We start from the raw sequence: 364 nt of genomic DNA, 5'->3' as shown, positions 1-364 counted from the left end.
GGCTTATCAGGTATTTCTATTTCACCACCACCATTATCATCTTTAATAGAAGCTAAAATAGGATAAGGTATTTTAATAGCTGATAATTCTCCTGTAACAACAAAATGTCCGTTAGAATTTTTACTTACTTGCGTTTTTAAATCTTCAAAGTCTTTAATCAAACGCTCTATAGCTTCAGTTTCATCTCCTACTCTAGCTATTAAAGCAAATAACATATCACTAATCTCTTTAAAAGCTTGATCATCTTTACTTGCTAAGCCTTTATTAATTAATTCTACATATTTATTATATTCTGAAGCTAATTTATTGAGATCTTCATAATAGTTTTTTTCTTTGAATTTATTGTTAGCTGAGTTGATTTTAT

At 27.5% G+C, this 364-nt stretch carries 1 protein-coding gene; it reads right to left on the bottom strand.

The window, feature by feature from the left end; all coding sequences use genetic code 11:
- A partial coding sequence (locus CAMP5060_RS08200) for a hypothetical protein (protein ID WP_337218214.1) occupies positions 1-364 on the bottom strand: 364 nt, incomplete at both ends.

It is taken from the genome of Campylobacter sp. 1569 (assembly GCF_024723675.1).
In the GTDB taxonomy this organism is placed as follows: Bacteria; Campylobacterota; Campylobacteria; order Campylobacterales; family Campylobacteraceae; genus Campylobacter_D; species Campylobacter_D jejuni_C.
This window is presented reverse-complemented; position numbering and strand designations above follow the sequence as displayed.